This is a genomic window from Acinetobacter sp. WZC-1 (assembly GCF_052544965.1).
Map to the genome: position 1 here is coordinate 632,460 of NZ_CP199370.1, position 26,732 is coordinate 659,191.

General features: G+C 44.3%; 30 protein-coding genes. 10 read left to right on the forward strand and 20 right to left on the reverse strand.

Annotated elements, in window-relative coordinates:
* Positions 1-22: 22 nt before the first annotated feature.
* Both ACT6PV_RS03010 and ACT6PV_RS03015 read right to left on the reverse strand, forming a co-directional pair.
* Positions 23-1,669, reverse strand: a complete 1,647-nt coding sequence (locus ACT6PV_RS03010) for a phage tail-collar fiber domain-containing protein (RefSeq protein WP_445115017.1) — start codon at positions 1,667-1,669, stop codon at positions 23-25.
* A 6-nt stretch (positions 1,670-1,675) separates the two neighbouring features.
* The gene (locus ACT6PV_RS03015; RefSeq protein WP_445115018.1) at positions 1,676-2,203 is read right to left on the reverse strand and encodes a phage tail protein I; all 528 of its coding nucleotides are present in this window, start codon (positions 2,201-2,203) and stop codon (positions 1,676-1,678) included.
* Positions 2,204-2,349: 146 nt separating this feature from the next.
* Between ACT6PV_RS03015 and ACT6PV_RS03020 the strand changes: the two genes are divergently transcribed.
* Positions 2,350-2,727, forward strand: coding sequence for a helix-turn-helix domain-containing protein (locus tag ACT6PV_RS03020; protein ID WP_445115019.1), 378 nt, complete (start codon positions 2,350-2,352; stop codon positions 2,725-2,727).
* A 68-nt stretch (positions 2,728-2,795) separates the two neighbouring features.
* Positions 2,796-3,254: an IS630 family transposase gene (locus tag ACT6PV_RS03025; protein ID WP_445117010.1), complete on the forward strand. Its 459-nt coding sequence runs from the start codon at positions 2,796-2,798 to the stop codon at positions 3,252-3,254.
* On the opposite strand, the gene ACT6PV_RS03030 is transcribed toward ACT6PV_RS03025, so the two are convergent.
* The 14 genes from ACT6PV_RS03030 to ACT6PV_RS03095 form a co-directional block, all read right to left on the reverse strand.
* Positions 3,241-4,077, reverse strand: coding sequence for a baseplate assembly protein (locus tag ACT6PV_RS03030; protein WP_445115020.1), 837 nt, complete (start codon positions 4,075-4,077; stop codon positions 3,241-3,243). The genes ACT6PV_RS03025 and ACT6PV_RS03030 overlap by 14 nt on opposite strands.
* Positions 4,074-4,442 (reverse strand): GPW/gp25 family protein, encoded by a 369-nt coding sequence (locus ACT6PV_RS03035; RefSeq protein WP_445115021.1) that lies wholly within the window; start codon positions 4,440-4,442, stop codon positions 4,074-4,076. The genes ACT6PV_RS03030 and ACT6PV_RS03035 overlap by 4 nt, the downstream gene beginning before the upstream one ends.
* Positions 4,439-4,957: a phage baseplate assembly protein V gene (locus ACT6PV_RS03040; RefSeq protein WP_445115022.1), complete on the reverse strand. Its 519-nt coding sequence runs from the start codon at positions 4,955-4,957 to the stop codon at positions 4,439-4,441. The genes ACT6PV_RS03035 and ACT6PV_RS03040 overlap by 4 nt, the downstream gene beginning before the upstream one ends.
* 83 nt (positions 4,958-5,040) lie before the next feature.
* The gene (locus ACT6PV_RS03045) at positions 5,041-5,877 is read right to left on the reverse strand and encodes a DNA adenine methylase (RefSeq protein WP_445115023.1); all 837 of its coding nucleotides are present in this window, start codon (positions 5,875-5,877) and stop codon (positions 5,041-5,043) included.
* A gap of 27 nt (positions 5,878-5,904) precedes the next feature.
* Entirely contained in the window at positions 5,905-6,036 is a 132-nt protein-coding gene (locus tag ACT6PV_RS03050) for a Com family DNA-binding transcriptional regulator (RefSeq protein ID WP_445115024.1), read from the reverse strand.
* Entirely contained in the window at positions 6,033-6,470 is a 438-nt protein-coding gene (locus ACT6PV_RS03055; protein WP_445115025.1) for a phage virion morphogenesis protein, read from the reverse strand. Before ACT6PV_RS03055 ends, ACT6PV_RS03050 begins: the two co-directional genes overlap by 4 nt.
* Complete coding sequence (locus ACT6PV_RS03060) at positions 6,470-6,865, reverse strand: phage tail protein (protein WP_445115026.1); 396 nt, start codon at positions 6,863-6,865, stop codon at positions 6,470-6,472. Before ACT6PV_RS03060 ends, ACT6PV_RS03055 begins: the two co-directional genes overlap by 1 nt.
* A 2-nt stretch (positions 6,866-6,867) precedes the next feature.
* Entirely contained in the window at positions 6,868-7,383 is a 516-nt protein-coding gene (locus ACT6PV_RS03065) for a glycoside hydrolase family 108 protein (RefSeq protein WP_445117011.1), read from the reverse strand.
* Positions 7,384-7,399: 16 nt separating this feature from the next.
* On the reverse strand, positions 7,400-7,771 hold the full coding sequence (locus ACT6PV_RS03070; protein WP_445117012.1) for a hypothetical protein: 372 nt from the start codon (positions 7,769-7,771) through the stop codon (positions 7,400-7,402).
* 39 nt (positions 7,772-7,810) lie between these two features.
* Positions 7,811-8,014 (reverse strand): tail protein X, encoded by a 204-nt coding sequence (locus tag ACT6PV_RS03075; protein WP_445115027.1) that lies wholly within the window; start codon positions 8,012-8,014, stop codon positions 7,811-7,813.
* Positions 8,011-8,418 carry a head completion/stabilization protein gene (locus ACT6PV_RS03080; RefSeq protein ID WP_445115028.1) on the reverse strand — a complete coding sequence of 136 codons (408 nt, stop codon included), beginning with the start codon at positions 8,416-8,418 and terminating at the stop codon, positions 8,011-8,013. The genes ACT6PV_RS03075 and ACT6PV_RS03080 overlap by 4 nt, the downstream gene beginning before the upstream one ends.
* Positions 8,419-8,423: 5 nt before the next feature.
* The gene (gene gpM / locus ACT6PV_RS03085) at positions 8,424-9,290 is read right to left on the reverse strand and encodes a phage terminase small subunit (RefSeq protein WP_445115029.1); all 867 of its coding nucleotides are present in this window, start codon (positions 9,288-9,290) and stop codon (positions 8,424-8,426) included.
* Positions 9,290-10,318 (reverse strand): phage major capsid protein, P2 family, encoded by a 1,029-nt coding sequence (locus tag ACT6PV_RS03090; RefSeq protein ID WP_445115030.1) that lies wholly within the window; start codon positions 10,316-10,318, stop codon positions 9,290-9,292. Before ACT6PV_RS03090 ends, gpM begins: the two co-directional genes overlap by 1 nt.
* A 15-nt stretch (positions 10,319-10,333) precedes the next feature.
* Positions 10,334-11,251: a GPO family capsid scaffolding protein gene (locus ACT6PV_RS03095; protein ID WP_445115031.1), complete on the reverse strand. Its 918-nt coding sequence runs from the start codon at positions 11,249-11,251 to the stop codon at positions 10,334-10,336.
* Positions 11,252-11,377: 126 nt separating this feature from the next.
* On the opposite strand from ACT6PV_RS03095, the gene ACT6PV_RS03100 reads away from it, so the two are divergent.
* The 3 genes from ACT6PV_RS03100 to ACT6PV_RS03110 all read left to right on the forward strand — a co-directional run bounded on the left by ACT6PV_RS03100 (position 11,378) and on the right by ACT6PV_RS03110 (position 15,386).
* The gene (locus tag ACT6PV_RS03100; protein WP_445115032.1) at positions 11,378-13,156 is read left to right on the forward strand and encodes a terminase large subunit domain-containing protein; all 1,779 of its coding nucleotides are present in this window, start codon (positions 11,378-11,380) and stop codon (positions 13,154-13,156) included.
* On the forward strand, positions 13,153-14,217 hold the full coding sequence (locus ACT6PV_RS03105) for a phage portal protein (RefSeq protein WP_445115033.1): 1,065 nt from the start codon (positions 13,153-13,155) through the stop codon (positions 14,215-14,217). The genes ACT6PV_RS03100 and ACT6PV_RS03105 overlap by 4 nt, the downstream gene beginning before the upstream one ends.
* Before the next feature lie 836 nt (positions 14,218-15,053).
* Positions 15,054-15,386 (forward strand): transposase, encoded by a 333-nt coding sequence (locus tag ACT6PV_RS03110; RefSeq protein ID WP_445117013.1) that lies wholly within the window; start codon positions 15,054-15,056, stop codon positions 15,384-15,386.
* A 68-nt stretch (positions 15,387-15,454) separates the two neighbouring features.
* Here the strand turns inward: ACT6PV_RS03110 and ACT6PV_RS03115 are convergent, their stop codons facing one another.
* The gene (locus ACT6PV_RS03115) at positions 15,455-16,390 is read right to left on the reverse strand and encodes a tRNA dihydrouridine synthase (RefSeq protein ID WP_445115034.1); all 936 of its coding nucleotides are present in this window, start codon (positions 16,388-16,390) and stop codon (positions 15,455-15,457) included.
* A 101-nt stretch (positions 16,391-16,491) separates the two neighbouring features.
* Positions 16,492-17,304: a cytochrome C assembly family protein gene (locus tag ACT6PV_RS03120; protein ID WP_445115035.1), complete on the reverse strand. Its 813-nt coding sequence runs from the start codon at positions 17,302-17,304 to the stop codon at positions 16,492-16,494.
* 144 nt (positions 17,305-17,448) lie between these two features.
* Between ACT6PV_RS03120 and ffh the strand changes: the two genes are divergently transcribed.
* Together ffh and ACT6PV_RS03130 are read left to right on the forward strand one after the other, a co-directional pair.
* Positions 17,449-18,858, forward strand: coding sequence for a signal recognition particle protein (gene ffh, locus ACT6PV_RS03125; RefSeq protein WP_445115036.1), 1,410 nt, complete (start codon positions 17,449-17,451; stop codon positions 18,856-18,858).
* Positions 18,859-19,050: 192 nt separating this feature from the next.
* Positions 19,051-19,623: an RBBP9/YdeN family alpha/beta hydrolase gene (locus ACT6PV_RS03130; protein ID WP_445115037.1), complete on the forward strand. Its 573-nt coding sequence runs from the start codon at positions 19,051-19,053 to the stop codon at positions 19,621-19,623.
* Here the strand turns inward: ACT6PV_RS03130 and ACT6PV_RS03135 are convergent.
* Positions 19,590-20,342 carry a type III pantothenate kinase gene (locus tag ACT6PV_RS03135; RefSeq protein WP_445115038.1) on the reverse strand — a complete coding sequence of 251 codons (753 nt, stop codon included), beginning with the start codon at positions 20,340-20,342 and terminating at the stop codon, positions 19,590-19,592. The genes ACT6PV_RS03130 and ACT6PV_RS03135 overlap by 34 nt on opposite strands.
* Positions 20,343-20,360: 18 nt before the next feature.
* The gene (locus ACT6PV_RS03140) at positions 20,361-21,116 is read right to left on the reverse strand and encodes a biotin--[acetyl-CoA-carboxylase] ligase (protein WP_445115039.1); all 756 of its coding nucleotides are present in this window, start codon (positions 21,114-21,116) and stop codon (positions 20,361-20,363) included.
* A 501-nt stretch (positions 21,117-21,617) separates the two neighbouring features.
* Between ACT6PV_RS03140 and ACT6PV_RS03145 the strand changes: the two genes are divergently transcribed.
* The 3 genes from ACT6PV_RS03145 (at position 21,618) to smc (ending at position 26,731) form a co-directional block, all read left to right on the forward strand.
* Complete coding sequence (locus tag ACT6PV_RS03145) at positions 21,618-22,421, forward strand: sulfite exporter TauE/SafE family protein (protein WP_445115040.1); 804 nt, start codon at positions 21,618-21,620, stop codon at positions 22,419-22,421.
* A 151-nt stretch (positions 22,422-22,572) separates the two neighbouring features.
* A complete protein-coding gene (locus ACT6PV_RS03150; RefSeq protein ID WP_445115041.1) occupies positions 22,573-23,268 on the forward strand; it encodes a GntR family transcriptional regulator in 696 nt (231 codons plus the stop codon).
* 10 nt (positions 23,269-23,278) lie between these two features.
* Entirely contained in the window at positions 23,279-26,731 is a 3,453-nt protein-coding gene (gene smc / locus ACT6PV_RS03155) for a chromosome segregation protein SMC (protein ID WP_445115042.1), read from the forward strand.
* The last annotated feature ends 1 nt before the right edge of the window (position 26,732 follow it).

Sequence of the window (26,732 nt, forward strand, 5' to 3'; positions counted from 1 at the left end):
CCTGTTTAAAGCTTAAACAGGATTATGACGTGGTGACTAAAGCAAAACCGATCCCACCATCATCACCATAATTTCCGCTGTTTTTCCAACCCCGGCCACGTTCACCAACGACCAGCGACATGGTGATGGTTTCTTCAGAGTTGTTCGTGAACTGGACTTGTACACGTCCGCCTGAGCCGCCGCCGCCGCCATAAGACCAACGTTCATCACCGATTCCCCATGCTCCCGCGCCACCTCCATTAAGTATGCCTATACTGGATGGGATGCCAGCTGCACCTTCCTGTCGATTCCAGCGTGAGCCGATTACCGCAGTATTACCAATTTGATCGATCAAAACATTAAAATCTGAATCAGCAATGATATTATTTTTACCGCCAGCACCTGCTCCACCATTGAAGTAATGTGAACCATTGCCCCATCTACCCCCCCCACCGCCTTTGCCTCCACCAACGGTCAGAATGTTTGAATCAAAACTGAGAATTACATCACCGCCATCGGTTCCAGGGCAATCTGGAACACCGCCAGTGTAAATAGAGCCACCTCCCCCCCCACCCGGCGCATACATATCAACGGTGATAGTTTGGTTGGCTTCAACAATGAGTTCATGGCTGCCTTGGTAGTATGTTTGCTGACCTATTGGATATTGACTCGTATCAATAATAACTACAGCAACTTGCTTACCATTAATATAAGTTAATGATAGGTTAAGAGTTTGATTACCTTCTGTTTTGTTGTCTTCAATAATATCTAAACTTAATATTGCTTTACCTTCAGCGTCGACAATAAACTGACCGGACAGAGCCGATGGTGAAATATCATCAGATTGAATGCCAGTAATCGTCCAGTCGACAGGTGTGCCGGTAGTCAAACCTGTGGTCTGAAGCGTAAAGATTACTTGGCCACCTTCATCAACTGCCGTTTTATTTGCAGTTAAGCTGTATGTTGGTCCAGAGGCTCCATCCTCAAGTCTTTGCCAGATTCGTGTTGTCGAAGCAGATGCTGAATTACCCACGGCTATTCCTGAAATTACACCTAATACGTCTCCATCTGTTGCTACACCTTTTGGAACGTAAGGCCATAATACCCATGTGGTTTCATAGCCAAAAAATCTGGTTAGAACTTTTGCTGGGTCATAGTTGATATTGTTTGAGCCGTGCCACGAGTTGACATGAAATATTGTTTCCGCAAATGTTTTTAAACTTGCACTGATCGTATTTAATACCCAGGCTTTATTTGCAGTAACAATATTCGGTGAAATTGAAATTAAGACCTGACTACCAGCTTCCGCCTGAATGTCAATAATCAGTTCAATTTCACCACTTGCACCTGCGTCCAGCACTGGCTTTAAGCCGCCATGATAATTACCGATATAAACCAGATTTCCTGTGGTATCTGTCAGCCCTAATTCATGAATATTAAATCCGCCAATATGATTCTCAATTGTTGCAGTGACTCGGGCAATATTGTCGATAATTTCGACGGATTGCACAGGAACTGATGCACGTTGGTTTATTAACGATGTGCGGTTCTTTTTATCAAGTGGGTTATAGGGCTGGCCATTGGCATCACCCAATAATAAATTAAGTAATTCAATATTTCGGTTATTATGGCTCTGTGCGACCAGATTAGAGCCGTAATCAGTTAAAGTTAAATAATATGTGGCTGACATAGTTTTTTAATTCCTTGTCGTCATAAAAATTTTTTCCCCAAAATACGCGGTACCACTCACATTGAATTTACATTCTGCTTTAACACGTGCGTAGATCGCATATAGATCGCGCTGAGATTTTGTGGCATCGACTGCAGTGTGCATCTGCTGCAGTTGATCAACTGAAATGATGATGTGTTTAGGAACAAGCACATAAAATGTAAATTGGGTAAGTTTCGGTTCAAATGCATGCCAGGGTTTCAGCTGATATTCTGTAATGACTGTGTTTAATAAACTCTGTAATGAAGCCCGGGTTCCACGTTGTTCATTAAACTTTTTACTTTCAGTAATTGCACTGCGTTTTTCATGTTCTGACCAGTCAGATCGCCAATATTCAACACGATGTTCCCACGCCAGCCACGGCAAATGGGTAATGGGGCAACGATCAATCCGATGTAAATTAATAAAAGGCACTGGAAGGGTGGAGATCTTTTCACCCAGTTGTTCTATATTTTTTTCAAGTTTTGTGGCATTGGGAGCTAATAGTTTAGACATCGCGGAACTCCGTTATCGTGATATTTACGCCAACATTTCGTGCATAACGGTTTTTTTGTAGCAATATGTCTGAAGCTGGTTCACTGATATAGCAAAATGCATTTTTTGAGCTACAATGGGTAAAGTCCTTTAAATTGTTTATCCAGATGCCCAAAATATATTCAGAAGATTTACGCCGGAAAGTCATGGAATTCTACCGAAAGAGTGGTCATAAATCGAATACCTGCACAACTTTCAATATCGCCCGGACAACACTGGATGACTGGATTCTGCTTGAACAGCAGACAGGACAGCTGGCTCAGCCTAAACTTGTCAATGTGGGCAGACCTTCAACCATTAGGGATCTTCCTGCTTTCAAAATATTTGTTGAAAATACAAAATTCTCACAGGCAAAAGATCTGGTTCCACTCTTTAAAAACCAGTTCGGATATGCAGTTTCCTATGATGTCATACTGGCAACACTTCATAAGCTGGGATGGACGCATAAAAAAAGAGTTTCCTCTACAGACAGGCCTGTCAAATAAGCAGAACCGTATTTCAGTGGATTCTTCCTCAGTGGGAACAGGAATATGGCAGGGAAAATATTCTGTATATCGATGAATCAGGAATCAATACAACTGACACGGCAGAATATGGATGGTCCATTAAAGGAAAACGCTGTCAGGATTTAAAGTCAGGCGGTCATGGAAAAAGAATGAGCATGATCAGTGCGGTCAGATCAAGTGCTCCCTACAGTTTTCTGTCACCGCTGGTTTTCCAGGGTTCATGTGACAGACATTTATTTACAGGGTGGCTTGATTATTTATTTCGGAATTTACCCGGGTCAGGGTATCTTTTGATCCTGGACAATGCATCCATTCATAAAGGCCGGGAAATAGAACAGCTTGCTGAAACGTACAATGTACGAATCGCCTACCTTCCGGCATATAGCCCTGATTTGAATCCAATTGAACAGGCATGGTCTGTACTGAAAAGGAAAGTCAGAAATATTGTGAGTCAGCAGAATATTTCCATCTGTGAGGCTCTGGATATCGGATTTAAAGAAATGTAGCTCTTAATTTGCATGTGGCTATAATCACATTCTGGACCCCACCTTGATGCAATGCCCGATGAATTCCGCTGCGAGTTACATCAAAGCCCAGAGAATTTACCAGGATAATATACTCTTGCAGTGATTCGAGGGCAGATGCTTTAACAACATCAGCATCCGGGCCGGGAAATAACACCAGTACAGCATTGAGTTTCCAATCTTGTGGGGTGGCAGCACGGACAGTCACATGGTCTGTAAAAGGACGACGAGTATTCGGATCAAGTGCATGGTTGACTGTATTGAGCAGGCTCTGTGGCGCAATACTGTCGATATGACTTTGAACCCATATTTCGACTTCTCCCTGCTTAGGGGTTTCGACTGCGATATCCTTGACATGGCCATGTGCACCAAGTCCCCAGAATTGATAAGCACCGGCTGATCCAGCAGACTTACTTTCCGGTTCAAGCTGTACCCGTCGTCTTAAATCTTCATCCGGTTCCATAACCGCTGCAATTGGTGGATTTGCATTCGGCTGTGCTTCAATAATGGTTTTGCGGTAGACATTTCGATTTGCTGCAAGATGGTCCAGGTTAGAGCCTTTGGCATAGGCCAGCATCAGTGCTTTTGCTGTAGCGTTAATTTCTGACCCTTTTAAAAGTAACCGATAGGCAAATGTCTGTAATAACTTGACCAAAGGTTCACTTTCGAGATCCAGGGCAGGGGCAAGTTCTGGGTCTCTTGCAATTAAATCATTTTTACATTCTGCCAGTTCAGCTTCAAAATCCAGCTGCTTGAGTACATCCGGAAACGGCAGGGTTGACAGGTCAATCCGATTAGAACTCATGCAGCAGCTCCGATTAAATGAATTTGATTAAATGGCTGGTCACCGGAGCTGCTAAGTTGTTTGCCGGCGATGGTAAATTCCCAGTATCCCGGTGTATCTGCTGACTGACTGACCATGACCTGAGAAATTTTAATTCTTGGCTCAAAACGGATCAGTGCTGTTGCTGACGCATTCATGAGTTTTAACTGGGTGAACTCGTTACAGGGTTCATCAATCAGATGCGGCACGATTGAACCATACTCGCGCCGGCACAGCCGAGTACCAATCAGAGTGCTTAAAATATCGTGGATTGACTGATATAAGTGATCCGGATATGACACATCATCCCGGATACTGCGTCCTGTAGATCGATGCATGCCTTTCATGGTTTCGGACCTCCAGAGTTGTCATTACCGGATCTGACAAACAGATGGATATGTTTAAACAGGCTGACAGTTTTGGCGATAATGTCCGATGCTGAAGTAATATCCTTGTTTGCATGTACACTGCCTGTAAATACCGTTTCCTGTATGTCAAATGTGCATTTCTTTAATTTAAAAATAGCTTCGCCAGTTTTTATATTAACGCTGAAACTATGCTCCCCTAACTGAACAAAAACTTCATCCGGATTTGTACTGGGTGGGGGATTATTTTCGGAAAATAGACTGATCTGTGGAATGGCACTGGTCAGCTCACCACCCTGGGCAGATAGAGAAAACTGTTCTCCAGGCGATGGGCATCGCCAGATACTGACGACACCTGCAGCCATCGCCGGAATGGGTATCCAGTCCGTTTCATTTTTATCAATTTTTAGACGCATTTTCCAGGCCGGTGCATCGACTTCAATCACGGTACCGACGCTGGCCACATTCTGAAACTGTCTGAAAAGTTGATTATTCATGCTCATATAAACGTAAATTGCCCATGACTGAAATCATGGGCAATTTACATTGGGCTATCCAGTACCTGAATCCTGTTTAAGCCTTAATCAGGAATTTTAAAATTGGTAATGATCAGTTCCTTTCCGTTGTTTTCATTCTGAGTTTTTGAATTATATGACCAACGAATTTTTTCAGCATGAAAATAAAACCCGGCAAATATTTCACGGACTTCCGGTACATCGTTCAGACTTAAAATAAACTTGCCCTTAATATTTTTCAGAATATCCCTAAGCTTTATAAAATCATCACGGCTAAATATATCCTTACCGTAATATTTTTCGCAGTTGTAATAGGGGGGATCTAAATAAAACAAAGTGGATGGGCGATCCCAGCGTTCGATTAATGCATCAAAGTTCCGATTTTCAATACAGACATTTTGTAAACGTTTATGCACGGCAGAAAGTAAGGTTTTCAGATCATTACCACGTTTTAGTCCATTGGGTCGTTCTACCTGTGCAAAAAATGATGGACTCGCTACATTGGCCCCAAAGCAGCTCCGCAGTAGATAATAAAAACGTGCTGCGCGTTGAATGTCAGTACATATATTGGGTGGAGTACTTTTCAGACGCTCAAATTCATCCCGGCTAAGCAATAATGTTTCAAACTCATGAATTAGTGCATCAGGGTGATGTTTAAAAATACGGTATAAATTAATCAGGTCTCCATTAATATCGTTAATGGTTTCAATCGGGGAAGGTGTCTTTTTAAAAAGTACCCAACCTGCACCACCAAAGACTTCACAGTAATGTCTATGTTCCGGCATCATGTCAATGATGGTCCTGGCCAGCTGTGATTTTCCACCCAGCCATCCGGAAAATGGCTTTCCTGAAGCATTGTAAGTGGGTTTTACCTGATTTTCCTGGTTAGTTTTCGGGGACATTTTGTCAGCTCCGTTGGTAGCTCCTGGCTATCTAACCTGACGCTCCGGGGCGTTCCAGTGATTCAGCACTCGACATCGAGGGCATTTGATTTCAATTTTTACTGTAATATTTTCAATGCGGCCGAGTAGCTTACCGCAATGACATCGGAGTTCTTTCATGTGTTCAGAAATCTCTGTATTTCAGACTGAATCCATTGTTCATCATCTTTGCTGAAACCGACCAGCTGCCGTATTGGATAACTGGTTGGTCCTGCGTTTTTACTGGGCCGAATGGTCTGACCATCCTGGTGTACCCGGGCAATGGCTGCTGTACGTCCACCGAAACCGACGGCAGCATGATCGGCTGAATATCCTATTTTTAACTGTTTACCAATGTTCTGGAATAAGGCCCCCTGGCGTTTGATTTTCCCAATCTGATTTCGTTTTCTGGGTACATAGCGGTATCCGGTTGGATCTCGCTGCTGTTTAATCCGGTCTTTAAATCTGATCCTGAGTCCCTGAGCAAGACGACGCATTAACTCACGACGCTGTGCAGGTTCAAGTCGCAGAGCAATCTGATCCAGCCAACTGTTTAAGCCCGAAATCACATCCATTATTCAGTTCCAGCAGCTATAAACTTGCCCTGCCTGTCACTCCAGACCAGCTCTGGGCAGATATGGACTTCATCGTCACAGATAACAATTTTATCCCGTTGCGGGAAATCGACTTCAAGGTCGAATGTCTGTGTGTCAATCACTTCACTGCTGAATGTCAGTGGAAGTTCATTTTTTGCTGCATCAAGGTGCAGGTTCTTTGATCTGAGCCATTGTCTGATCAGCATAATGACCTTAATCGGATCTCCACGATAATCGATAAATAGAAGCCGTGCCGTGTACTCCATATAGCCTTCTTTCTGACTGCCATTCACGATAAGCAAATGACATTTATCTGCAGTCATATGGGGTAATTGCTTCTGTAGATAAAGTTTTAAGTCGGTCATGGCAATCATGATCAGTTATCCATTGCCGCATAATTTAATTGTACTGCGACTCGGATTGTCCAGCCACGACCATAACGGCCCCAGGTACTTAAACTGGTTAAGTGCATCAAACGTTCTGAATTGAATTTCATCAGAATGTCATTGAGATCCATCTTTTTTATGGCTCTAAGTGATAAAGGCCCAATGATTCCATCTTCAGCAACTCCGGCAGCTTTCTGTAGCTTACGTTTTGCTGTGCCCATGCCTGAGTTAATTGCGAAATCCCAGACCTGGAAAATAATTGCTGGATGAAGATCATCCGCGCTAATTTTTTCCCACCAGTCACGTTTATAAATGGTCTTGGCATTTTCCAGGGTCAAATTCTGAATATCAAGGTCCGGATAGGTCATTGCAGAAATACCGAATTTTGTTCCCTTCAGTGTGCCTTTGCCAATGATGCCTGTCGTCCAGTTCCCACGGTCTTTCGGATCGTTTGTAAACTTGCCTTCATGGCCGATAAGCCGCTTAAAAGCCTCGTCGAATGTCAATGCCATAACCTGATCCTTATTTAAAAATAGCCCCAAGTGCTGATTTAATTTCAGAAATAATTTCAGTCAGTGGTTTACCTTTTAACAACTGTAATGACTGATACCAGATGCCAATCAGCAGCATGCCAAAGACTGCAAAAAGTAACATGACAAAGCCCTGAGCCATATGCGAATACACAACCAATTCGTAATATTCAATAAAAGCGGCCCCACCATACAGACTGATTGCAACACTGAATGTAAATTTAAGAATCACACCGAAGGTGATTTTAATTCTGCCCTGGGTATCGATATCACCCGAAAGTGTCAGCGCAAAAATTGCACCGATTATTGCTGCCATAATCTTGACGATCCACGGCATCCCCTTAATTGAAAGTGGGTCATTCATTGGCTTCACCTTGTGGGGTGTTATGCGTTCAGACATAACCTAATCCCATAGTTTTAAAGTTTGTGTACGCTGAGCATGCACAAGCTCAGGTAAATTTACTCGTTGATATTCCTGCAAAACGACATCCTGAAGTTCAGAGTTGGCCTCAAGTAGGGCTGGCAACATGACAACGGATTGCTTACCGTAATAACGATAGGCAATTGAATCAAAAGTATCGTCCTGTATTGCGTGTACTGTGTTCATAGCAACGTAACCCGGTTTCGGTTGGGCCTGCCTTTCGCTATTAGTTTGCCGATGCTGTAGTTCACTGTTCTGCGTAAAGCCTGAGTCTTGACCTGTTGATTTTCACCCCGGATCTGGCCTGTTGTGGTTGTGTCAAAATCCAGGTTGTCTTCACAGATCAGGGCAGCAGCTTCGTAGCAGACTGCCCGTTTGTAATATCGGATTTGAGTTTCAGTTTCTATATTTAGTAAAAGGGTCTGATCATTGATATTGTCCATAGCCAATACAATTTTTTCAGTGATCAGATATTCACCCTTTGACTGATCTAAACGCACCATTCCCAGCAGCTCATTGACACTGACATTTGGACGGTCAGGATCAGGGTTGTGTACATCACTGTCAGGTATTGGTGCATTGATTAACATACTACTTACTCCGCTGACGTATTGGCTTCTGCTGTTGGTGCAGCTGCGTTGGTGTCGGTGGACGCAGGAACAGACCCACCAGCTGACGGATCAGCGGATGCATCTGCCTGCGAGCCGACAGTGGCGTCGGGAGACGACTCGTTCGCTTGACGATTCAACAGTTTTTCAAGTTGCGTGACCTGTTTTTTGCAACCTGCTTTAACGTTGAGACGCAAGGCATTTTTGTATGCGGTCAGGGCTTCAGCCGGTTGGGCTTCAAATAGTGCATCCCCAAGGGCACGGAAAATTTTAGCGCGGACTTCATCGACCATCTGTTCACCGACACCTAATTCAACAATCCGCTGAATTAAATCAGCATTGGCCACAGCCAGTTCCTGATCATCAATGAAATCTGTAGCACTTTGTTCAGTAACAAACTCAGCGATTCCACGGGTATAACCATCCGGCATGGTCATTTCGTTCAAAATTGCATATTCAGCAATGCGTACAGCCAACTCATATTCACCAGCGTCAACTGCCCAGATCATCAAATACACGAGGGTATTATTCTGCTCAGCAGGTGAGACGGCCAGGCAGCCTTCGATATAACCACGGTATTCAGGAAGCCATTCTTTCTTTTTTGCTATTTTTTCCTGAATTGAACGTGTGTCCTTGAGCTGATTCAGATGATTGAACATTCGCAGTTCAATATTTTCCACACCTGTTTCAGTCTTGACCACGGCATTCACAGCAGTGGTACTTTCACCTGCTGCCAGGTCCATACCTAAAAATGTGGCTTTCTTTTTTAGGCGTGGGTCCTGACTCTGGGCTTGTTTAATTGCCTTTTGGGCCAGCATTTTTTCACGATGCTCGCGCATTGAATTGGTCGCCATCAGACTTGTACCTCAATGTTTTCGATTAAAAGTGTCTTCGTGTAATCTTCGACTACAAAGTCCTCATTCACGGATTGGAAGTCCACTGCACGATCCCATTCAGGTTGTTCTGAAATTGAACGGACCAGGGTGCCGGACTGTGTGTAAATCGATAAATTGTCAGGTGTGGTGATCAGAATGGTTTTTGCTGGGAATTTAGGAACATGCATGGCCTGTAATGTTCCTAATTGTTTGTTGGCATAAATAGTACGTGCTGCCAGTTGTTCAGTAGGATCCTGGACCGTATTGAGCAGTGGTAAATATTTATCACTGAGTACGCCACGGCCACAGATTGCAATCAGGCCACTGTCACGGTGTTGTTCCGCAATGTATTCCTCAATACCATATTCAACCAGGCCGTCGATTGTCTTGAATTCATTACCTGCACCAATCTTGACAACTTTTTCACCGGTTCCATCATCTATCCCTTCGTAATGCTGTTCTGGAGCAACGTCACGGATTTTCTGTAACCAACCCTTTTTTACATCCTGCAGTAGTGGGTTTGCCACACGGTCAGATGTAGGAGCACGGTACAGACCATTGAAGCCAATACACAATTTATCCAATGCGACGGCCTTAATCACCATTGCCTGCAACATGGCTTTAAAGTTTGGATGATGTTTCCAGGCATTCAGTAATGACCAGTAATAAGAAACATCATAGTTGGTTTGGGTGCAGTCATATTCGTCAAGAAGGTCCAGCGAACCAACAGGTGTCGGTTTGCGTGGGGTCTGCCGGGTGTCAGTTGTTCCGGCAACAGTAGTCCCCACCTGCATGCCAATTTTCTGACCTTTTGCATTATCAACCGGGAACATATTGATCAGCTTTAGAAAGTCAGCAGCCTGCTGATAAGCAGCAATGATTTTCTGTTCAGGAACAGGCTGAACTGCGAAACTGTCCCTTACATTTTCAACCTGGTTTACACGGGCAATATCTGCCTTGTAAGAATTAAACTTTGTACGTGCTATTGCACTGAGAACGACTGCCATAACGATGAGTTTCCTTTAAAAGTCAACCTGGTCTGCATTGCCACCAGCAGCTGCAGGCGGAGTGTTTACAGGGGTTGAAGAAAGTGTCTGAAGTTGTGTGCTTAAACTGTTGATAGCCTCAAGTAAGGGAGTCATGGCCTGGGTGAACTGATCCTGTGGTGCAGCTGCTGCTGGTTGTTCAGTGTTTTGCACAGCAGGGGGTATAGTTGGTGTTACAGTGGCCACTGCTGACGGAGCTGATTCAGCTGTTGGTGGAGTTAATTTGCTGAGTTTTTCATTCAGTTCTTTGATTCCGTTCAGGGCAGCAATGACACCGGCAGTAATTGCTTTTTCAAAATCGTCATCCGGTTCCTGCTGTTTGGGCTGTGGGGTCAAAAAGGATTTAATTTGCTCTAAAGCACCCTTTTGTTGGGTTGTTGCTGATGGAGTATCAGCTGCTGGATTCGCAATGGTCATATAAATCTCCGCATCGGGTTGAGTACGTAATGCAAACTGATTTGATGAAAATTTAAGGGCTTCTGTCCCCAGGGATGCAGGGTTGTCAGTCATTCCAAGACCGGACTGATAAGCTTTTCCGGTGCCGGCAAAGTTTCTGTAGAATTCAATAGATGGGAAAATCTTCTGACCTTTTTTATTCATGGTCACAAAATTCGGCAAAGCTGAAATTGTGTTGTAAAGACATAATTTCCCGTTTACCTCGATTGCCTCTACTTTGATGACATCACCATAGGCATTAAAGGGTGGTTCAGGTGACCAGCCTGCAAAATGCTCGATATTGATTCGGGCTGCATAATGTTCCGGGTTGTATGTATCAGCCATATCCTGAATTTCCTGACGGTTTAATTCACGACCGTCAACTGTCTGACCCTCCCGGGCAACTCGGAAGCGTTTTTCTACACGGCCTTCTCCTGGTAGTCCCATTAAAGTTTCCATCTTTGTTTCTGATGTATGCAGTCTGCTTGTTGAGCGGGTGAAGTCGCAACGACCTGAATCCTGTTTAAGCTTTAAACAGGATTTTTACATTCGTGAAATATGTCTGGCTGGGGCTACATTAGGCGCATGAATACAGTCAATCCGATTACTTTCGACAATATAAGTCCTCGCCAGCATGGTCGAATCCTGTTCGCGATGGGCATGTCTGTGTCTGAAATTTCAAAGCAGCTGGATGAAAAAAGGTCGACAGTTGAAAGTTGGAAACAACGTGATGGCTGGGAAAAGGCGGATATATTTGATGATGTAATGCTTGCCATGAAAGTGCGTTACATGATGCTGACGTTCATGGAAAATAAGAGTAATGCCAATTATAAGGAAATGGATTTTATCGGGGTTCAGTTTGAACGCTGGGCAAGAATAGAACGATACCGGGCAGGTGGTACCCAGGCGGATCTAAACCCTAAAATTGATAATCGCAATGCAAAACCCAAAAAAAGGAAACTCAGAAATCAATTAACACTTGAAGACCTGGAAAAACTGGAGCAGGCATTCAATGATTTTCTGTTTCTATACCAACAGGAATGGATGCAGGCGATTGCTGAATGCGACATTTTCATTTTGATTAAATCCCGGCAGATTGGTGCCACACATATCATTGCGTTATGGGCTTTAATTGATCTGCTGAAAACAGGGAAAAATAAAATTTTTATGTCTGCATCAAGGGCACAGGCATATCAGTTTATTGAATACATCAAAGTTTTTGTCCTGGAAATCTGCGGTTTTGAACTGACCGGAGATCCTATTGTCATTAATGGGCCAGTTAAGCAAGCAACAGTCTATCATCTGGGAACTAATGCATTGACTGCTCAGGGGCGTCATGGTGATGTCATCATGGACGAATTCTTCTGGATCCGTAATTTTCTGAAGTTTAAAAAAGTAGCATCGGCAATGGCTTCCCAGGAAATGTATAAAGAAATTTATATGTCCACCCCATCCAGTATTTTGCATGAAGCCTATAAATTCTGGACAGGTACTGACGGTGAACGGAAACTGCCGATTGAAATTGATGTCAGTAAAACAGCTTTAAAATTACCAGTGAAGTGTGCTGACGGTAAGACGAGACATATTGTTACTCTTGCGGATGCTGAGGCAAAAGGCTGTCATTTATTCAACCGGGAAAAACTGAAAAATCAGTATAGTGATGATGAGTATGCCAATCTATATGATTGTGAATTTATTGATGATGCCGGGTCCTATTTTCCGTTAAAAATCATTACGCCAAACATGGTGGATTCGTGGCAGATCTGGAAAGATTTCAATCCTCTAGAAACCCCACATTATTCGGGGGAAGTGTGGATTGGCTATGACCCGTCATTTTCAGGGGATAATGCTGCACTTGCCGTTATTGCCCCACCTCAGACACCATTGTCGCCTTATCGTATTCTTGAGATTAAGCAATTCAAAGGACAGACAGCACAGGAACAGGCACTGTATATCAAAAAAGTCTGCAGTCGCTACAACGTCACTTTTATTGGAATCGACAACACAGGTAACGGTATAGCTGTATCTGAACATGTTACTAAATTTTTCCCGGCTTTGACCCGTTTGAACTATAACCCTGATTTAAAAATCAGGATGGGATTAAGAGTCAAGGAGTTATTCCAGAAAAGACGTTTACAGTTCGATGCAGGTCTGACCGTTGTTGCAAAATCATTCCTTTCAATTAAAAAAGCGGTTACCAGTGGGGGTGGAAATAAAACTTTAATTACCACCCGTTCAGCATTAACGGGTCATGGCGACATTGCCTGGGCAATCATGAACGGTTTGGAAAATGCCCCAATTGTCGACACGACTGATGTTTCACAACAAGGCGCACAACGCAGCCGAATCAGAGTATACCAATGATGAAAATTAGTTCTTTACTTGCCCCGTTGCAACGATTCGGCATAGCAAAACCGGATACGGCAGATGATGTCCAGCATAACAGAAATATTGTCATGAGCAGTTTTGGCGATGCTGAACCGGTATTGGACGGCCATATGTTATTTGAGTATGGCTATTGCCCAAAATGGCAGGACTGGTATGAATTACCTTATGACATGCTCGCCACAGCCCGGCTGTATCGGGCAACAAGTCACCACACCAGCGCCCTGATTGTTAAGCGCAATATTCTGACTGGTGACTTTATTCCACATCCCTGGTTAAGCCGACATGAATTCAATGCACTGGCTTTGAATATCTTAACATTTGCCAATTGTTATGCGCACATCAAACGCAATCGTTTCGGCGGTATTCTTGGCCTGGGATCTCGGCCGGCACTGAATATGCGTAGGGGACTGGATCTGATCAGTTATTATCAGCTGGATTATGATCAGACCAATAATTATAAATTTGAATCCCAGGATATTATTCATATCTATGAATCAGACATAGGTCAGGAAATATACGGGATTCCAAATTATCTTAGCAGTGTGAATGCAATACTGCTGAACGAAGCCGCTACTTTATTTCGCCGACGATATTATAGAAATGGCGCGCATGCAGGTTTTATTTTACATATGACTGATGCTCTGCAATCCCAACAGGATGTAGATGACCTGGAAGAGGCCCTTAAACAGTCTAAGGGAGCTGGAAACTTTAAAAATCTATTACTTTACACGCCAGGTGGAAAGGAAAAAGGTGTCAATGTTATACCATTGGCTGAGGTCGCGGCTAAAGATGAATTCTATAATATCAAGATTGCCAGTCGTGATGACCAATTGGCAGGGCATAGGGTACCACCCCAGTTAATCGGTGTTGTACCACAGAATGCCGGTGGCTTTGGTGATGTCGAGAAAGCAGCAAAGGTCTTTTACTATAATGAGATTATTTATTATCAGAATCTGCTAAAACAGATTAATGAGCGTATTGGAGTCGAAGTAATTAAGTTCAAGGATTATGAACTACTATCTACAAATCAAACGTAAATATGCATTAATATTTTACAATAGTTTAGGTGATAAGTATATAGTTATATTGTTTTAATTCAATTATTTAACTTTTGGCTGATATGAAGAATATCAGCTTTTTTTTATGCCTGGACTGAGCTGTCGAGCATTTTTTCAAAAAAAGGTAAGGCAAGGGGGGATGAAAAAGATTTGTAATAACTTCTGAGGGGCCAGGGGGCAAAACGCAGTCCCCTCTCTCACCTGCGCATTTACTAAATATCTCGTTTTAAATGCACTTAATTTAACGCTCCAGGCTCTATGTTTAATAAGGGTTAGAGGGGATAAATGCTATAAGCTATGGATGCATTGTGATGCGATTTGACACATTTAAATAGGGATATAAAACAGGTATGCAAAACAGATGCTTAAACCCAATTTTAAAAGTCATAAAAAAACGGGTTACCAAAGTTACCGACCATAAAAACACTATATAAGCATATAATTTATAAAATAAAAAGTGGTAACCTTCAGCAGGTTACCACGGGTTACCAAAGAGAAAGAAAAAACAATAAATTAAATAAAAACATGTATTTAGTAGGTTACTGATGGTAACCACAAAAATGGGTTACTGGTAACCTAAAAGTAACCTGAAAGTAACTTTTAAAATATGATTAAAAATATAGTAAATACAATTAGATAAGTATTGTTTTAAAAATTGGTAACTTTGGTAACCCGTTTTTTTTATGACCTGAAATTTTAGAAACTTGTTAATTTTTATCCCGGAAATGGCTTCAAAACTTCGCCAATTTTCCGGGTGTTTTTTATATACAGCGTCCACATATGTCCACATTTATTACATAAACTAATGTTTTTTAATATTTTTATGTTTCCGACCTCCGGGACCACATATAGCGTTGCACAGGATACTTAAAACCTCTTGGGGAGATATCCGAAAGATTTTTAGTTATCCTGCTGAAATACATCATGCAATTTATACAACACATGCAATTGATTCGTTGAATAGCATGATCCGCCATCCAACTAAAAAGAAAAAGATATATTCTTCTGATGATTCAGTGACAAAGGTCATTTATTTAGCAACATCAAATACTGCTAAAAAATGCACAATACCAATTCAAAACGGCTTTGTTGCACAAAGATTTAACACTTGTAAAAATTTTGACTTTTGCAAGAACCCTAATATATGAAACTGTTTAGAATAATTAAGATATAAGGTTGAGAAAATTCCCACCATTCATGTGGATGGTTATGGCTTTTAAAGCGGGCTGGTCGTTAATTTTGGCAGGATTTCATCGAGTTTTTTTAAACGCTTGATTTCATTCCACAGCTGGCCGGCTTCAGGATAAGCTCGGGTCATCATGCCCAGCCACTGTTTATAACGTCCGGTGATGCCAATTTCAGTTCTGGCCGGGCCATTTAAAAAACGAATCTGTAAATCGACCAGTTCCGGCCAGCTGAACAGGGCATGATCGGTATTCTGCCGAATACAGGCGGTCAGGTCCGGTGTGGTGACTGCCCCGCGGCCCAGCATTAAATCCTGACAGCCGGATTCCCGTTGGCATTGCCTGGCATCGGCATTGTTCCAGATTTCACCATTGGCAATAATATTGATTTTTAAGGCCTGGGTCATGGGGTGGATTTTGTGCCAGTAAGCCGGTGGTGTATAGCCATCTGCCTTGGTTCGTGCATGTACGGTTAACCAGTTTGCACCGGCATCTTCAATGGCATGCGCATTTTCCAGGCTGTGGTTTTCATCGAGATAACCCAGTCGCATTTTCGCTGAAACTGGAATATGTTCAGGGACTGCATCACGAACGGCCTTGACCAGCAGATGCACGATATCCGGTTCATCCAGCAGGACTGAACCACCCCGGTGGCGGTTGACGGTTTTCGCCGGGCAGCCAAAATTCAGGTCAATGGCGGGCGCTCCCAGTGCAACTGCCTTCATGGCATTGGCGGCTAGCATTTCAGGGTGATTGCCCAGTAATTGTACATGTACCGGTGTTCCGGCTGCGGTTCTTCCGCCATTTTGTAATTCAGGGCAATAGCTGTAATAGACATGATCGGGTAAGACAGTGTCGGTCACACGAATAAACTCAGTCACGCACCAGTCAAAATGGCCGACATGGGTGAGTACGTCCCGCATAATGGGGTCAGTCAGGCCTTCCATGGGGGCAAGAATCAGTTTCAACGCAGATGACCGAGGCAAAAAACAGCGTTATACGCATTTTTAGGCAGTGTGTCCAGCGAATCCTTTTACAGCGGTGCTTCCGCTGGGATTTAAAAGCGGATTCAGCGATGCAGAATCATTTCCAACACAAATTTACTGCCAATAAAACCCATCGCCAGCAGGAAAAAGCCGGTAATAGTGAAATGAATGGCTTTATGGCCACGCCATCCGAATTGGTGATGGCCAATTAACAGAATACCAAAAATAAACCAGGAAATAATACTGAATACGGTTTTATGGGCAAGATGCTGGCCAAAAAAGTTGTCAATGGTGAAAAAGCCAAACAGCAGGGCCACAGTCAGCAGGGCAAAACCGGCTGTCAGCATATCAAAAAGCAATGATTCCATCGCCTGAAAAGGGGGCAATAGACTGGCCCAGATGCGTTTTTTCTGTTTTTTCTTTAACTCCCGGTCCTGCAGCCACAGTAAAATGGCATGGATGGTGGCCATCAGTAAGACGGCATAGGCAGACAGCGACAAAATAATATGAATGTCCAGACCCAGTGAGTGCTGTTCTTCCATAAGCTGGTAGGGTTTGCTGAATGCAAAACCCAGAATCAGACCAAAGGCAGCCACGGGAATCCCCAGCAGATTCAGGGCAATGACTGGTCTGTAGGTGCTGAACAATAAACTGAACAGCAGCATTAAGCCGGAGGTAAACGACATTAAGTTAAATACGTCATAATTAATGCCGGCCGGGGTCAGCATGTCGTTATACAGTACTGCCGCATGTAAAATCAGTCCCAGACTCAGCATAATGCCCATAAACCAATGATCTGGAATACGTTTAGACATCAGATGCACAAACAGATACCAGAAGGATGTGGTATAGGCAATCAATGCTAAAATCGTATAGACCAATGGGAGGCTAATCATGTCTAACCTTTTCAGGGATGATGAATATTCATGGGATGGGATATAAATTCCATGCGAACTAAAGTATCCTATAGCATCTTATGCATAAATTTTCTATTTCGGAAAAGATTTTTTTGCAACCAGTCATTTTAAGCGGATTTTGCAATGTTTGACACCTTAACAGAACGACTCACGCAGAGTTTAAGAAATGTCACCGGCTCAGGACAGTTAACCGAAGATAATATTAAGGATACGCTGCGTGAAGTGCGCATGGCACTGCTTGAAGCAGATGTGGCCCTGCCGGTCACCCGTGAATTCATTGCAAAGGTTAAGGATGAAGCACTGGGTCAGCAGGTGATGGCACAGCTCTCTCCGGGACAGGCTTTTGTTAAGATTGTCTATGATGAACTCACCCGAATGATGGGTGAAGCCAATGAAAGTCTGGACCTGGCGGCAAAACCACCGGTTGTCATTCTGCTCGCGGGTTTACAGGGTGCAGGTAAAACGACGACTGCTGCAAAACTGGGACGTTTTCTGAAAGAACGTCAGAAGAAAAAAGTAGCCATGGTCTCGGCGGACGTTTATCGTCCTGCGGCCATTAAGCAGCTACAGACCGTTGCGCATGATGTCGGTGTGGATTTTATTGAATCGGATGCCGCTGAAGATCCCATCAAAATTGCACAGCGTGCAATTGGTCAGGCAAAAATTAACTTTAATGACGTGCTGATTGTCGATACTGCCGGGCGCTTACATGTCGATGATGACATGATGGATGAAATCAAGGCATTACATGCTGCGATTCAGCCGACTGAGACGCTGTTTGTGGTGGATGCCATGACCGGTCAGGATGCTGCCAATACTGCAAAAGCCTTTAATGATGCCCTGCCATTGACCGGGGTGATTCTGACCAAAACAGATGGTGATGCACGGGGAGGGGCCGCACTGTCCGTCCGGGCGATTACCGGTAAGCCCATCAAATTTCTGGGTATGGGGGAAAAGCTGGATGCGCTGGAACCATTCCATCCAGAGCGTGTTGCACAGCGTATTCTGGGCATGGGCGATGTACTTTCCCTGGTCGAAGAAGTGGAACGTAAAATCGACCGGGAAAAAGCCGAGAAAATGGCCAAAAAATTGCAGAAGGGCGGGAGCTTCAATTTTGAAGACATGCTGATGCAGTTTGAACAGATGCATAAGATGGGCGGCATGATGGGCTTCCTGGACAAGCTTCCCGGTATGAGCAATTCGGGCATGCAGCAGGCGCTGGAGCAGGCGAACCCTGAAAAGCAAGTCAAAAAGATGGAAGCCATTATTCAGTCCATGACCATTAAGGAGCGTCGGAACCCTGACCTGATGAATCCCAGCCGGAAAAAACGGATTGCTGCAGGTTGTGGTATGGATGTTGCCGAAGTGAATAAGCTGATCAAACAGCATGCACAGATGGCAAAAATGATGAAGAAATTTGCCAATCCATCCGGTATGGCAAAAATGATGCGCTCTTTGGGGGGCATGCAGAAGCAATTTGGTGGTGGTGCAGCCGGTATGGGGCCATTGTTCGGTGGCAAGGACAAAAAATAATCGGATACTGCCCATTCCGTTCAGTAAAAAAGGTGCATGATCATGTATCTTTTTTTATGGCTTTTGCTCAGCTGCGCCATATGTCGGCAAATCGCATGAATCTTATTCTGTCTGTGGTCATCAATCTGAAAAAAATGTTAAGTTAATGAAAGACTGAAATTTTATAATGATCTGATAAAAGAATCTGCCCGTATGAAAGTTTTGATTGTACATGGCTATCAGGCCGCGCCGGAAAAGCACTGGTTTCCGTGGATTGCAGAAAAAATCCAGCAGATGGGTGCAGTCTGTGAAATTGTGCATCTGGAAGAGCCGGAACATCCCGAATATCCAGTATGGAAGGAATGTCTTGAAATACAACTGGCGCCATTAAATGATGACAGCATTATTATTGCACATAGTCTGGGCTGCATCAGCACGCTGGATTATTTGTCTCAGGCCCTGCAGGGGCGCAGTCTGAAAGCGATTTTTCTGATTGCCGGTTTTTATGAAAAACTGGCAGCCTTACCTGAACTGGATGCATTTATTGATCATACCTATATACAGGACACGGTCATTCGTTCACGCATCCGGCAGCGCTGGTTATTTTTATCCAGCAATGACCCGGTGGTGCCGGCACCTTTAAGCATACGGCTTGGGCATCTGATCAATGCGCAGATGGTTGAAATCAGGGATGCCGGACATTTTACCCAGGACGATGGCTGGCTGGAGTTTCCTCAGTTGTGGGAACAGCTTCAGCCTTTATTGTCGGATGGGCCTTCTGCATGATGCTGCATATAAAATTGCAGTCCTTTTAACAGTAAATCCGGTTCAATGACTGGATCAAACTCGGACAGTGACTGGGCGAACAGTGCAGCATCGCCACCGGTCAGCACCAGTTTTCCAGGGAATTGCAGCATCACCTGACGGATGGTGCTGAGCAGTCCCAGTAAAATGCCATGATGGACGGCATCAATGGTGTTTCTGCCGGGACTGAGTTCTGCAAAGGCAGCATCCGGAATCTGAATGCCTTTGGTGTTCTGAGTCAGTGCATCACGTTGTAAATATAGATTAGGCAAAATATAGCCGCCCAGGTGCTGTAGACCCTGTGTTAAATCTATGGTCAGCGCGGTTCCACAACTGACCACACATAAATTCTGTTCGGGGCTGGCACTGGCCAGTACCTGTAGCCACCGGTCAATCCCCAATTGTTCCACGTGGTCATAAGCACAGATTAATCCGGCATATTCAGCATGCACCCGGGCAAAGGTCACGGGCACCTGCAGCCGTTTCAGTATGCTGATGATGCGCGCATTGTTGTTTTTATCCAGTACGGAAGAAATGCCGACACAGTCTAGGCCTGCATTGTTGAAGTGCTGAATCAGGCCCAGCAATAGATCAGCTGGGGATTGCAGATGCAATTCTGCTGTGTGTTCCAGAATCTGCTGATTTTCAGTAATCCAGTATTTCAGTCGGGTATTGCCAATATCAAGCCATAGGTTTTTCATTGTTTCTGCCTCGGCCCCTTACTGCGTCAGTGAGCGCAAACGGCCCTGATAATAAGCTGAAATTCCCTGATCGGTGCTGATCTGGATGGAACCGTCATCTGCAACGCCCAGGAATTTCCCGGTGATGGTCTGATCTGACTGTTCAAAGGCAACGTGCTGTTGCAAAAAGGCTGCATAATGGTTAAAGCGGGCGGCAAGACTATGCGAGCCATGATCAAACCATTGACAGGCCTGTTGAATGGCTAGATAGAGCTCACTGATGATCTGAATCCGATCCGGTTGTGTAAGTCCCAGCTGTGTCAGCGAAGTGGTCTGCTGTTCCGGCAATGGCTGGCTCAGCGGTAACAGGTTAATGCCAACCCCGACAATGGCCTGATGGGCATTTAACGGTTCCACCAGAATGCCCCCCCATTTGCCCTGCGTGCTATATAGGTCATTTGGCCATTTAATCTGTAAATGCGGCAGTGATCTGAAGCTGGCAATCTGCAGAATATTCAGGGCAATTTCCAGCGCCAACCGGCCATCCAGGGCTGTTCGGGTATGCAGCAATGTACTTAAATAAATGTTGCCGGCAGGTGAAACCCACGACCGCTGATGCTGGCCACGTCCCTGGGTCTGCATTTCACTGCAGACCAGCACGGTCCTGGTCCCTTTTTGTGCCAGTTCCCGTACATCATTATTGGTTGAAGTGGTGCTTTTTTTCAGGATCAGCACTTCAGGTAGCTGTTGTGCCTCGCTCAGGCGCTGACGGAGGGATCGGGATTCTGAATCCATATTGAATCTGAAGAAGTAGGAAGTTCAGTCACGCAGTTAAGCATAGATCTGGCCATGGGTGCAATTGCCGGATAAATGAGTGTTGAAAATAATCTGGATGGTTTGGTTTTTGAAGATGGGTTTTGATTAAAGGCGAAATTTATCTGGAATCATATATATTGAAAAAAAGATAAGCTGATTTGTGCTTAAACGCGATCAGAATTTTCACAGTGGATTGATATTTTCCTTATTTTTTCAGGTCCTGTTTTTGTGTGGGGGGCGATATCTAAAGGTATCGCTTTGCTTTCCTTGCTGCCGGCCTTTTGATTTACTTCATTTATAGGGATGATCTTTGTGCTAAAGTTCCTGTCTGGCATGATCAGGTTTCCCGGGCAGGGTGGATGGGTCCGGCAGTATATCTGCCAATAGGACAGCCATTTGGATTTTTGAATAAAGATTAAAAAGTGGAGAGCTCGCCGGGGCTGATGCTGCAAAAATTTCAGAATCGTTGGAATGTCATGTATGGAACTCATCATATATCTGGCCATTGGTGCAATTGCCGGATTTACTGCGGGCTTATTTGGTGTGGGCGGCGGTTTAATTATTATTCCCATGCTGTATGTGGTATTCAGTCATCTGCATTATGATCCGGCCGTGATCATGCATATGGCACTGGGGACTTCACTGGCGACCATTATCATTACCTCGATCAGTTCGTTGATGGCGCATCATAAAAAAGGTGCAGTGTTGTGGCAGGTATTCAGAAACCTGGCACCGGGACTGGTGATCGGTTCATTTGCCGGCGCCGGGATTGCCGGCGGCTTGTCGGGTGCCGGTCTGCAGCTGATCATAGGTGGTTTTGCCATTCTGATTGCCTTGAGAATGTTCCGAAAAGCCAGTGTGCAGGTGGACGAATCCAGGCATTTACCTTCTGCGCCCATGCAAATGCTTGCCGGTGGAGGCATTGGGGTTGCTTCTGCCATATTCGGTATTGGTGGTGGCAGTCTGACGGTACCTTATCTGAATAAATATGGTGTGGTGATGCAAAAGGCCGTGGCAACTTCTGCAGCCTGTGGTTTTCCCATAGCCGTGGCCGGTGCACTGGGCTCTATGTTTTTTGGCGCGCAGCAGCATGTCGAAATTAAAAATGCCATTGGTTATGTGCAGATTCATGCCTTTCTGGGTATTGGCGTGATGAGCTTTATCACAGCAAAGCTGGGTGTGGCAGTTGCCCATGCGCTTTCTTCGGTCATGCTGAAAAAATGCTTTGCCGGTTTATTGATTGCAATTGGCTGTTACTTTATTTATCAGGGTCTTGGCCACTAAAAAAGGCTGTTACATAATATGGGGTTCAATACAGATTGACTTAAAATAACCAGAAATTGTCTGACAATGACATAGTAAAGCCTGTACCGAATCGGTTAAATATTGGAAGAATGACCAGGGCATTGGTCACAAAAAATAAGACAGGAAAGCTATGCAATTGGACGAAGTGGAGAGCCTTTCAGAACAAATCGCCAGGCATATTGGTGAACAGATTATCAGTGGCGAACTGGTTGAAGGTGAACGGATACAGGAATTACGCATTGCGAAGGAACTCGATGTCAGCCGTGGGTCGGTACGTGAGGCATTGCTGTTGCTGGAACGGACTCATTTAATTGAGATCTATCCACGTCGTGGCGCCATTGTGTCTGAAATGTCTGCTCAACAGGTCCGGGCCTTGTTTGATATCTGTGCGTTGTTGCTGGGGCAGATCGTACAGCGGATGAGTGAGACCTGGCGGAGTCACGAAGCAGAGGCCTTACAGCAGTTATTGAATCATCTGGTGGAACAGGTGAAACAGGGCAATACTGAAAAATTTTATGATGGAATTTTTCAGTATTTATCTGAACAGCAGGCGATGGTGGCCAACCCGTATCTGATGAAGTTTTATAAAGAGCTATTACCGTCCATCCGTCGCAGTTATTTTCTGACCCTGAACACCTCCAGACGGGAGTTAGAGGAGGCGCTGGAACTGCTGAAACTGGTGATTGATGCAATTTTAATCCGAAAATCACAACAAGCTACTTTATTTATGGAAGATTTTTGTCGACACTTGCGTAATCTCGTGTTGGAATCACTGACACGAATGAAACAAATTGAACTCGCTTGGGCGCGTAGATCGCGCCGTTAATCAGGACATTATGCGTTTAAGCAGCTTAAAACTTTCCGGCTTTAAATCTTTTGCTGACAGTACCACATTACAATTTAAAGCGAATCGTACTGCTGTGGTTGGCCCGAACGGTTGTGGTAAATCCAATGTGATTGATGCCATACGCTGGGTGATGGGAGAATCCAGTGCGCGCCAGTTACGGGGCGGCAGTATGCAGGATGTCATCTTTACGGGAACGGCAAAACGTAAACCTGTAGGTATGGCAAGTGTTGAGCTGCGTTTTGAAAATACTTATGGCAAACTCGGCGGTGCCTACAATGCCTATGCTGAGCTGGCCGTGCGCCGTCAGGTCAACCGGGATGGCAAGTCTGAATATTTTTTGAATGGTACGAAATGCCGCCGTCGTGATATCACGGATATTTTTTTGGGCACCGGTTTAGGCCCGCGTTCATATGCGATTATTGAGCAGGGCATGATTAACCGACTGGTGGATGCCAAACCGGAAGAAATGCGGGTGTTCATCGAGGAAGCGGCGGGGGTCTCCCGTTATCAGGCTCGTCGTCGTGAAACACTACAACACTTAGAACATACGACGCAGAACTTAGACCGTCTCGAAGATATTGCCACCGAATTAAAATCCCAGTTAAAAACTCTGAAACGTCAGTCTGAAACTGCGGTTCAATATAAGACTTTAGAAACTGAAATCCGTACGTTAAAGATTGAAATTCTGTCTTTCCAGTGTGATCGTAGTTCCCGTTTACAAGAACAATATACGGTTGAAATGAATGAATTGGGGGAGCACTTTAAACTGGTGCGCTCTGACATGAGTACTTTGGAACATGATTTGACTTCAACCAATGAGTTGTTCCAGCGTTTGATTCAACAATCCACGCCTTTACAAAATGAGTGGCAACAAGCTGAGAAAAAACTCTCTGAGTTGAAAATGACTCTGGAGCAGAAACAAAGTTTATTTCAACAAAACTCAGAAGCTTTGGGAAACTTTGAACAGCAAAAAGCTCAGACCAAAGAAAAAATTCAGTTGATGGAATTACAACTGGAAACCCTGCACAGTCAATTGGAACAGCAGGCTGAACATTTACAACATGCTGAGTCTGAAACACAACAACGTAGTCAGGCATTTACAGACTTAAAAGCGCAGCAATTGCAAGCACAACAACAGTATGAACAGGTCAAAGTTCAGGTTGAAAAGCAACAGCAGCAAAAAGCACAAATGCAGGCGCAAATTGAACAACTGGCAAAAAATGTGGCTCGTATTGAACAGCAAAAAGACACCTTGAAAAACCAGGCAGTTCAGATTCAAAGTCAATTTCAAACTGAGGATGTTCAGCAACTTGAGCAGGATAAACGATCAACCCAGGATGCGATTGTTGAATTGGAACAAAAAATTAATCAGGCAAAGCAGCAGTTTGAACAACTTCAGGAAAGTATTCATCAGCAAAAAACTGAGATTTCTGGTTTAAAATCTGATGTACAGGTGTTGCAGTCTGAACAGAAAAACCTCACGCAATTAATGGCGAAAAGTGCTGTAAATAGCGAGGTTGATACTGTGCAATTGATGCAGGTATTAACACTGAATGCACAAGGCAAAGCACATGCACAGCTGGTTGAAAAGTTTTTAGCCAAATGGTTGTCTGCCCACATTGTTGATCAGGATGCTGATTTTGCCGAAAGTGTGGCACGTCAGCTTAAAGCATCAAGCTCGCAGGATAAAATTCAATTGAATGCATTGGCATGTCTGGCAGATTGGATTGAATCTCCACAGTATTCATTGTGGAATCAGGTTGCTGTAATTGAAAACCTCGCTCAAGCCTTAACTGTACAGGCACAGTTAAAAGCAGGGCAAAGCCTATTGACGCTGGATGGTTATCATGTTGGTCAGGATTGGGTGATTGGTCTGTTCTTTGATGAATCGAGCCAGGCTGCACAGGGTGCACTCAGTCATCGTATTCGTCTTGAAGAAATTGAAACACAACTTGCACAGCGACAACCACAACTAATTGAAGCTGAAACTGTATTGCCAGATTTAAATCAGCAATTGCTGAGCCTGCAAAAACAGATTCAAACTGAGCAGGACACGCTGAAACATCAACAAAAACAACTACAGCAATTTGATGTGCAAATTGCCAGGCAGCAAAGTGCTTCACAGGCATTTGAGTTGCAGAAAGTTCAGCTCAATAGTCAATTGCAACAGTTGGATGAGCAGCTTGAAGAAGATGCAATGCAGAAAGATGATCTTGAAATTGATATGCACTCCGTCATCCTCAAGCTTGAACAAAATCTTCCTGAATTTAAAACCTTGCAATTTAAGTTGGATGAGCTCAATGAGCAGGTTGAAGAACAGCAACAACAATTACAGCTTAAACAACAAGACTCTGAAACCACACGTCGTCTGGCTGAAAAAAATAAACAGCACATTGAACTATTAGACAAAGACCTGTCCTTCTCTAAAACGCAATATCAACAAGTTATTGCGCAAATGGAGCAAGCCAGGAAGTTTGTAGATCCGATTCAATTGGAACTACCGAGTCTGGAGTCGCAGTTTGCAGAGCAGGCACAGCAGACCGAAAAACTCCAGAAGACCTGGAACGAATGGCAGGTTGAATTAAACCAGGTGCAGGCCCGGCAGCAGCAGTTGACAGAGCAGCGGCATGTCCATCAGCAGAATGATGAGCAGCTGCGTGGTCAGCTGGAAGAGCGGCGGCTGGCCTGGCAGGCTGCCAAATCGGATTTGCAGCATTATTCTGACCAGCTGCAGGAAATGAACAGTGAGGTATTGCAGGGGCTTGCTATTGACGTACCTGCCCATCAGCAACAACTGGAAAAGGCACAGCAGCAGTTTGAAAAACTGGGTGCAGTCAATCTGGCGGCATCTGAAGAATATGAAGAAGTCTCAAAGCGTTTTGAAGAACTGAGCCATCAGATTCAGGATCTGCAGAATACCGTTGAACAACTGAAGGATGCCATGAAGAGCATTGACCAGGAAACCCGGAAATTGTTCATGGCAACCTTTGATCAGGTCAATGCAGAATTGCAGAACCTGTTCCCCAAAGTGTTTAATGGGGGGGAGGCCAATCTGAGTCTTGAAGATGACTGGCAGTCTGGTGTTAAACTGATGGCACGTCCACCGGGTAAACGCAACAGTTCACTGGCATTGCTTTCCGGTGGTGAAAAGGCCCTGACTGCATTGGCGTTGGTCTTTGCGATTTTCCGTTTAAATCCGGCGCCTTTTTGCGTGCTGGATGAAGTCGATGCACCGCTGGATGACGCCAACGTTGGTAGATTCTGTCATCTGGTGAAAGAGCTGTCAGAACAGGTCCAGTTCATTTACATTACACATAATAAAGTTGCAATGACGATGGCAACCGATTTACTGGGTGTGACTATGCCGGAACCAGGAACATCAAAACTCGTCACTGTGAATCTGGAAGAGGCAAGAGAGTACGGTTTAGCCGCGGAGTCTTAGT